The organism is Prevotella sp. oral taxon 317 str. F0108, assembly GCF_000162415.1.
GTDB classification, from domain to species: domain Bacteria; phylum Bacteroidota; class Bacteroidia; order Bacteroidales; family Bacteroidaceae; genus Prevotella; species Prevotella conceptionensis.
This window is the reverse complement of the sequence record NZ_GG740072.1, coordinates 1,241,521-1,250,696: the sequence shown is the minus strand read 5'-3', so window position 1 is coordinate 1,250,696 and position 9,176 is coordinate 1,241,521. Positions and strand designations below refer to the sequence as shown.

Below are 9,176 nucleotides of genomic sequence, written 5' to 3'. Positions count from 1 at the left end.
GGGGTTTTAGGGGTAAAAAGCGAGTAATTGGGTTTGAAAAATTACGGGTTGGCAACCAAACTAGAAAGGCTAAATGGTGCAAAATGCAGGTTTTGTTCTTAAAAATGGACGAAACATAAGGCGTGAAAAGCTAGAAAAATAGGCTGTTTACCTCTTTTATGCGCTTTATTTTCACTAGAACGGAGAGAAAATCAGAGTGGTTTTGTAAAACAAAAGCAATAATTTAAGTTTTTGAGTTGATGACTTGTTGAGTTGATTTGTTTGTCAGTTGATGAACTTGTGAGTTTGCGAGTTTGTATGTTGATGAGTTTATGTATTCGGGTTTTGTTGTGTTTTCATGTGTTTATAAGCCAGTAAGTTGATTTGTGTTGTACTTCGTATATGAGAGGAGTGTTTATCTTGTGTTGGCATCACAAAGATTACAAACACCTCTCAATTTATAGGAATATTAAAGGTTAAGACGGTTTTATTGTGTATTAAAAGGTGTATTGTACAATGGTTAGTGATTTTCCTGGACTCTAGTGGTGTCGTTTAATGACTAATAAAGGCGATTGGTTAATGTTAATTCTGAAGTGCTCAAAAGGCTAAACAACTTGTTTCTTACCATTGATGAAACTGTTTTTTGGTTGGTGTAGAGCTGGGCTTACTCTATTGTGCGTTTCTTGCTCCTTGTTAAGAATAGCATATAACCACTTGTTATCTAGTTGGTTGTGGTTATATTTTACGTTTATAGTATCTTTATATATGTATCTTTATTGGGCAATTACCTCTCTTTTCTCAATTAGCATACTGTTTATCCCACTGTTAATCAGTATTTTGTTGTTCTGTTTTTCTGTTATATTATTACTTTTATAATATCTTATTCGTTTTAACATGTTTTACAACAGAAATACCGAATAATTTACATTATTTTCTTGATTTTCTTTTGGGTGTTTCTTTTTTTTTGTAATTTTGCATCAGAAATAGTAAACGGGCATGTTCGTTTAAATTAAATTTATTACCATGATTGACATGCCAATCGTGTTATATTTTATATTTAATATTAAGGAAATATGAAAATGAGAAGGTGTATCTTGTCTATTGTAGCCGTAGCATTTGTCTCGGTTATGAGTGCCTCTGCTCAGTCTGAAAACCAAGGGTCTGCAGTGGCGGATGCCCAAAGGGCCGTAGCTGACGCTCAGAAGGCCAAGAGCGATGCAGCAAGAGCTGCCGCAGAAGCTGCAAAACAAAAAGCCGAAGCAGCAAAAGCTAAAGTCATAGCAGCTAAGGCCAAGGTAGAAGCAGAAAAAGCGAGAATGGATTCGGAAAAAGCGAAGGCTGAATCCGAACAGGCACGTGCTGATGCCGAAGCTGCTGAGGCTGAGGCCCAAAAGGCCGTAGAGGCTGCCAACCAAGCTAAGGCCGAAACGGAAAAGGCTATCGCTAATGCAAATGCTTGCAAGGCTACTGCGCTTAAAGCTCGTACGGAAGCAGCAAAAGCAAAGGAAATGACGGCCAAAGTTGCAGCGGAAGCTGCTAAGGCTAAGGCCGAGGTTGACAAAGCTAAGGCTGAGCTGGCTAAGGCTGGTGCTGACGCCGCTGCTGCAATCGAGACCGCAAACGCTGCTATTGAAAAAGCAAAGTCAACAAATTAAAGCTCTTTGTATCTTTAAACCACAACGATAGGATAACATTTCCTGTTGTGAGATGAGACGTCAGGGCCGTTTGGAGTCGTGACTTTCAGATGGCCCTGGCCTATCTTCAAAAAGACGTTAATAATCTAAATGACAACGAAGAACTATTCGTTTTGTTGTGTAGCTAATATCTTACGTTTATAATTCTTCTTTTGTTGTTTGCCTTGTTTTATGGCAGGGTTGACAGTATGGAATATTGCTGCTGACGAAATAATGAACTTCCTGCTTACTTTGCAAGGAGAATTGGAGTGAAGTGCCTTGATAATATAGTGTGCACAGTCCTGTCATTAGTCGACAGTCTGTTATTAAATTAATGGTGATCAAATAATTATGAGTATGACTAAAAAGTGGCTGGCGTTTGTTTTCTGTGCTATGATTAGTCTTCCTGTCTTCTCGCAGGACTATTTTTCGTATAATGACGATTTGCAGGTGATTGCTACGTTACTTACAAGCAGCCCTGACGCAGCTAAGAGTAGCGCGGAGAAATTCGCAAGTAAACATAAAGAAGACGGAGCCTTGTTGGCTGGTCTCGGTACGCTTTACCTTAGAGCTGGGCAATTGGATGAAGCCACCCATTATTTTTATCTAGCCCAAAGGTGTAGGCGTATTACCACAAAAGCCTTAAATCTAGGCGGAGATATTGCAAAGGCTAGGAATAGGCCCGACTCCGCACAATTTTATTATAGGAGGGCTATGTATTTTGACCGTAAAGACCCGGATGCGTATTACAAGTTGGCAGAGTTGTTGAAAGCGAAAGAAATCAACAAGTCCATAGAAACGCTTAATGCCTTGAAAAGAAACCGACCTGACCTAAATGTACAGAGGATGATGGCCGAAGTGTATTATACTGCAAACGACCTTACAAATGCAATTGCCGCCTATAAGAGTATTGGTATCGATTCTCTGAATGATAAGGAATTGATGCAGTACTCTCTAAGTTTGTATATAAAGAAGGATTATTCGCAATCCTTAGACCTTGCCACATTGGGGCATAAAAGGGCCTCAAAAGACCCTGTGTTTAATAGGTTACTCTTGTACAACAATACCGAACTGCAACATTTCGATACGGCTATCAGTAACGCTAACGATTTGTTTAACAATAGTAAGGATACTAAACCTCAATACCAAGACTATATATATTATGGTTATGCATTGAGTGGACTAGGAAGAACGCAGGAAGCGATACAACAATTTAATGTCGCTCTACAAAAGAATGGGAATATCCCTGGAATTCACAAACAGATTTCTGACGCATATAGCCGAATACATGATTACGACAATGCCATCAAGTATTATGAACAGTATGTTTCCAACTTGAAAGATACCAGCGATAATCGGGCTTACGAAATCTTCCAGTTGGGCAGGCTGTATTGGAGAAAGGGAACTTACGTCAAAGAGAATGAGAAAAGAACCGAGGAACAAACCAAGGCTATCGAACACGCCGCAGATTTGTTTGGTCAAGTTGCAACGCTACGCCCAAACAGCTATCTCGGATTTTATTGGCAGGGTAATGCCAATGCCATGCTTGACCCCGAGTACACAAAGGGATTGGCAAAACCTTATTTCTCGAAGGCTGCAGAACTACTTGAAAAGAGTGGGAGCAATAAAGACCATCTTATCGAATGTTATAAACAACTCTCTTATTATTATTATATAAAGAAGGAAATGAATTCTTCTGTTGAATACGCAGAGAAGGTGTTAGCATTGGATCCAGAAGATGATTTTGCTAAGCAGGTTGTGGCAACAAAAGGAAAGTAATTTGACAATGCACAGTTGACAACTATATGTTATGATGAATATGAAAGGATATAAACTGATACTTGCACTGACAGTCCAGCTCTTCGTTGGAGTGACAGGAGCCTTGGGTCAGGGCAATCAACTATATTACAACAAGGTGGATACCATGGAACTTCAAAACCGTTTCAATTTGAAAACGGATGCTGTCGGGTGGTTGACCTTGACGCCAAACTTGGGACTTGAATTTTCCTTAGGGAATAAAAACTGGAACCAATGGACTGTTGGTGTGTACGGACGGGCAAACTGGGATGTTAACACACGTACAAAATCGTATTATGTGTATGACATTTTTGGAGCTCGTGCCGAAGTGCGTAAGTATTGGCATGCTAAAATGCCTAAACGAGCTTACTATATCGGATTGTATGGAGGTGCAAACTCTTTTGACATCAAGTTCAGTGATATAGGAAAGAAAGGTAACTCATTCGTTGGCGGTCTGATGGTCGGAATGGTCACGCAGGTTTATGGCTATACAAATGGAGCAAGCCTAGACCTGGAATTGGGATTTAGCCCTGGTGTTGTCTTCGCTGATATGCATGATTATACGCGACTTTACAAGGGTGGTAAGTATTACTATTCTCGGACAACAAGAGATACAGGATACAAACTGACTTTTAACCCTTGGGTTTATGCTGCTTCCGTAGACGTAGTTCATGTGTCTTTTGTTTACCACTTTGGTACAAAACTGGCTAACAGATATAAGAATCGGAATTTGATTGATAATGATTATCGCTTGGCCGTTGAGAAAGAAAAGATCAGAAGGGACAGCGTACATACTGTACAAGCGAAAGAGAAGCGCATAAAGATGGATTCGCTTGCTAAAGCTGATTATGAACGGAGGTTTGAAGAGCAACGCCTTGAAATAGAAAGGGCATATACGCAGGATTCTATTAGGCAAGAGAATAAGGCTCTGAAAGAAAAACAGGCCGTTGAACGTGAAGAAGCGAAACACCGAGCAGATTCTTTGAAAGAAGCTGCAAGAATTAAAGCGATGGAAGACAAGGCTAATGCTAAAATTACAGCTGATTCCCTTAAATTCGCAGAGAAAGCTAGGCAACTTGAAGAAAAAGAAAATGCTAAACGAACTGCCGATTCCTTGAAGTACGCTGCTCAAGAGCGTGCACGTGAACTTAAAGAGCAGAAAGCAATGGAACGTGAGAACGCTAAACGTACTGCAGATTCCATTAAAGTCGCTCAAAAAATGGAAAAACAGCAGAGCGAAGCTGATAAGAAAAAGTCTGATAGTTCTGCTCCGCAAGAAGATGTTGACGCATCTCAAACGCCACAAGTAGAGGATACGGCTTTGCCTAAGGAAGAAAAAGATGGACAATCTAAGGAAAATCCTGAGAGCAAATCTAAGGACGATGGGCAAAGTACAGAGAAACCTGTAACCGAAGAGAAACGGGCGGAGGAGAAAAAATCTGAAACGAAAGAAGACCATGAATCACCAGAAGCTAAGCCTTCTGGTGAGAATGGGAAATCAGAAGAAGGCTCTGACAACTCTGATAACAAAGAAAAGGCAGAATCTGGCATAGTGAAACATGTTAGTGAAACCAAAGTATTGGTCTGTGAAAAAGACTCGCGTAGAAGTTTGTGTCCATTCTTTGATGCAAACATGTTGAAGAACCTGAATTCCATTGGATACAGTTCCTATTCTGGTGTGTATCTAGGGCAGATAGATAGAAATGCGCTATGTGCCTTTGGGGATAGTTTCTCACAAAATTGACTAATAAGGAATAATTATGAAAATGGTAACTAAAAAAATAGGACTACTTCTGTTCTTGCTTGTTGGATTGTTCACCCAAATGCAGGCGCAGACCTTTGCCGTCAACTCTAACCTTCTGTTGCTATCCACGCAAACATACAATTTGGGTGCTGAGATAACCGTAGGTAATCACACAACACTTGGATTAAGTGTTTTTGGCAATAATAAGCCGTACTTCCACAAAGGCATGAGGGCAATTGGGGTACAACCTGAATTCAAATATTATTTCGGTGGTCGCCCAATGTATCACCATTATGTGGGTATAGGCCTTTTAGCGGCTGACTATTCCATTACATGGGGAAACAGGAAGTACGATGGAACGGCTTGGGGAGGCGGAATGACATTTGGATATGTCATTTCACTGTCTAAAAGATGGAATCTTGACTTTCATGGGGGAGTTGGTGCGATTTTTTCCCACCATAAAGAATTTATGGTTAATGGTGATGATTTGTTGCTAAACGACAATTCACAAGCCAAGGACGGCTTTTGGGAGTATCGCATCTTGCCTACTAAATTAGGCATAACCTTATCGTATACAATTTGGTAAACAATAGGAGGAAATATGATGAAACTAGAGAAGATTTTTATCTTGCTACTGTTTTTGGGGTTGTTTACTTTGAAAATGTCTGCCCAGGCTATTCATATAACTGGTAGCGTATCAAAATCTATGAAAGAAACGAATGGGCAAATTTCTGGTAAGATGCCTTTGTCTGTGCCTATTTATATCTTTGACAATAAGGCTGAAGCACGTAAGCAGGCTCAGTTATACAATTCACAGAATGGTATGTCAGGAAGTATAGTGAAAATTAAAAGTAATGATGTGGTGATTCCCGACTACGAAGGACACTTCGAAGCTGACATTTCCGTGGGTGGAGCAATGTTGTTGATAAACGAAGGTGCTCTTAAAATGGTTGACGTCATAGGAGGGAAACTCAATTATGACATTGTTTTCGCACCATCTCGATCAGATGGTATTCTCATCAAGAACGTTAATGTATTTGCTAAGAAGCAAGGCGTGGACTTTAAAGAGGTTCCACCTGTTGACGATGGTGAGAATATGCGATGGACTGTGGGCATATCTCTACCAGCATGGTATACCACTAAGCATTCTAGGTTGATATTCCAGCCGGTTGCAGTTAATACCAATACGGGAGATACCATCCAATATCTTGAACCGCTTGTATTTGAAGGCGATAAGTATCATCAGAATCAGATAAAGCGTAAGAGTTTTGGTTACGAAAGGAACGACTCGCTTCACGCATATTATGTTCCTGACAATGTGATGTCAAATGCACCATTTAGTTTCAGTTGGGATATAACGTATCCCAAACCGGACATAGACAAAAACTATAAATGGAAAGCTAAGCTGAGTTTGGAGGATTATACTCATGTGTATTTTAATGACAACAAAGAGGGAACTAACAACGTCCGACGCCCTTGGAAGATGCTTGACTTAGGTGCATCTGCAAAGCGCATAGAGCTAGATCCACGTTTCTTTGAGACGGTAAGGGCAAGACTATTAGAGGTACCACGAGATCTGCAAGTAACCTTTGTGGTAGGTAAAGATGAGTTGACCACTGACGAAGAAAACCAGAAAACGTTGGATTTTCTTATTGAAGAACTTCGTTCCTATGGTACTTCCTTGATGAATATCTCTGTGCAAGGTACTGCATCTCCAGAGGGGGGGCTGTCGTTGAATATAGAATTAGCAAAGAAAAGGGCACGTAAGATTCTGTCAATGGTTGGTAGTCATATTCGTAGTGCTAGTTTGACGGTTAAGGAGCCTCTGGTTTATACATGGGATGATGTAGCAGACTCATTAGTGCAGAGAGGTCAGGCTTCGGAAGCTGACGAATTGCGAAAATATGCGAAGGCAAAAGACTATGTAGGTATAAAGCGTATGACGACCAGTAATCCTATAATAGAGGAAATTATGCAGAACCAACGTTTGATGCGCAGTACATATACTTTGCGAAGGAATAAGATAATGGAACCCAAAGAAGCTGTATGGGCATATTATAATGACAACAGGTACAGACCTGGTGGGGAAGAGTATTTTTCGAATGGTGATTACTATAACCTCTTTACGCAGATTACAGACTCGGTAGAACTCCGTAAGTTGACACATCGTGCCTATAAAGAGAACATGTCGAGAAAAACTGCGAAGTTCAGTGCTTTTGCTGCCTACTTGGCTAACCGTATAGCCATAGAGCTGTTAGAGCAGGATTCTGTAAACCTCTCTGTGTTAGAGCCATTCGTAGATATGTCCTCTGGAGTTGAGGTACAAAGACCTGTTGCTTTTGAGAGTTCCTATATGTACACTGTGAACTTTAAGGAAGTTGTTGCTAATCAGGCTCTTATGTATTTGAAATCGAGAAAATTGAGCCATTCTGCACATTTGGCTAATAAACTTCCAGACACTCAGAAATTCCATGACCTAAAGATGTTCATAGATCTCGAATCGCTGTTCTTTAAACAGAACAAAACTCCTGAAGAGGAGCAGAGGGCATCAAATGCTTTGAATTTTGTGATGAACCAGAATCCGCTCAATAGAGCTATACTAAGTGTGGAATTAGCTCCTGAGCTGGGTATCACCTATGAGTCGCTCAATCCTTTAGTTGACTCCTTGCCAGATAATCTGGTTAAGAAATGGTATCTTAAAGGTGTGATTGCTGCAAATAACCCAGACATCGAACAAGAGAACGACTTCATGAATCTGATAAAGGAATTTGGCTCAGAAGCTGCGGTCAAGATGCAAACGAACGATACGCCTAGATTTTTGGCTTATTTCCAGCATTGTTTTGATTTGGATCCTTCATTTTATGAACGTTTCTTCAAGACTGATGGTAACATCACGGATGAAATACGTAAGAGATATCCGTATGTTGAAAGTAAAAAAGACCTGTATAGGGAAAAGTTTAACATGATGATGGTGAAGCCGGTTTCACAAGAAACGGTTTCTGAATGATAGAGTATGAATGTGATTTTAAGAAGATATACAATGAAAAAGAGAGTCCTTGTTGCAATGCTTGCAGGGCTACTCCCATTGTGTGCCAGCGCGTGGGTTAGCTCTCAACCTTTCAACAAACGTTTCTATATTTCTGTTCCTGATACCATAGCAAAGCAAGATACTGCGAAGATGGATTTGGAAGATTTGGAAAATATGTTACCCGACTCGGTGTTGGAAACCAAACAGGATACTGTAATGGGTATTCCGCGCCCGAAAGGTTACAATGGTCTTCGTTTTGTCCTGGACAAAAGACACCGTTATGCTGGCGACCAATTTGTTGATAGCGGTTTCCTTAGCCATACTTATGTAACGCTTGGCGGTGGTGTATCAGCTTTCTTACCTAATGATAAGTTTGACTATACTCCCATAGCGAATCTTCATGTAGGTATAGCCAAGGAACTCAGTCCAATGAGTACCATTCGATTGTTTGCCGAAAAGTCTTGGGGGTTCACCAAGGCGGCTCTAGGCTTTTCGTCAGTAACAACCTATAGTACTTGGGGAGGTGGAATTGATTATTTGTTTAATTTTAGCAACTACTTGATGGGAAACCGTCCCGACAGGCCTTTGAACGTGTTAGGTACAATTGGTGTCGGAGTGCAAACAGCAAGATTGAATGCTACGGAAAATACTTTCGTACCTTATTATGCTGAAAACTCGGCTTTGTCGTACAACGCCCGGTTTGGTATGCAGTTCAAGATTATGACTAGTCCGCATGCTTCATTGGCTTTTGAACCTTATCTGAGATTGGCTACAAGGACGCACGATCTTGTGAAGGGCACTGATTTTGAGAGCCTTGACTTGGCATACGGGATAAACATGTCGTATATATGGTACTTATGGCCAAATCTTTCTAGTGAGAGAGATAAGGGTAGTTTTCTAAGGCGTTTCAATGACAACGAACGATTCTTCCTCGAAGAGTATATGAAGAAACCAT

5 protein-coding genes and 1 pseudogene are annotated in these 9,176 nt (G+C 40.6%); all 6 read left to right on the top strand.

Going from position 1 to position 9,176, the window contains the following annotated elements; genetic code table 11:
- Positions 1-1,052 precede the first annotated feature (1,052 nt).
- Positions 1,053-1,634, top strand: coding sequence for a hypothetical protein (locus HMPREF0670_RS04660; protein ID WP_019189009.1), 582 nt, complete (start codon positions 1,053-1,055; stop codon positions 1,632-1,634).
- A gap of 369 nt (positions 1,635-2,003) precedes the next feature.
- On the top strand, positions 2,004-3,431 hold the full coding sequence (locus HMPREF0670_RS04655) for a hypothetical protein (protein ID WP_009230017.1): 1,428 nt from the start codon (positions 2,004-2,006) through the stop codon (positions 3,429-3,431).
- Between the two features lie 40 nt (positions 3,432-3,471).
- On the top strand, positions 3,472-5,193 hold the full coding sequence (locus tag HMPREF0670_RS15285; protein ID WP_232213857.1) for a DUF3575 domain-containing protein: 1,722 nt from the start codon (positions 3,472-3,474) through the stop codon (positions 5,191-5,193).
- Between the two features lie 16 nt (positions 5,194-5,209).
- Complete coding sequence (locus HMPREF0670_RS04645) at positions 5,210-5,779, top strand: DUF3575 domain-containing protein (protein ID WP_009230015.1); 570 nt, start codon at positions 5,210-5,212, stop codon at positions 5,777-5,779.
- A 15-nt stretch (positions 5,780-5,794) separates the two neighbouring features.
- On the top strand, positions 5,795-8,200 hold the full coding sequence (locus tag HMPREF0670_RS04640) for a hypothetical protein (protein WP_009230014.1): 2,406 nt from the start codon (positions 5,795-5,797) through the stop codon (positions 8,198-8,200).
- A gap of 33 nt (positions 8,201-8,233) precedes the next feature.
- Positions 8,234-9,176 (top strand): annotated as a pseudogene (locus tag HMPREF0670_RS16670) (hypothetical protein); the annotation flags it as partial.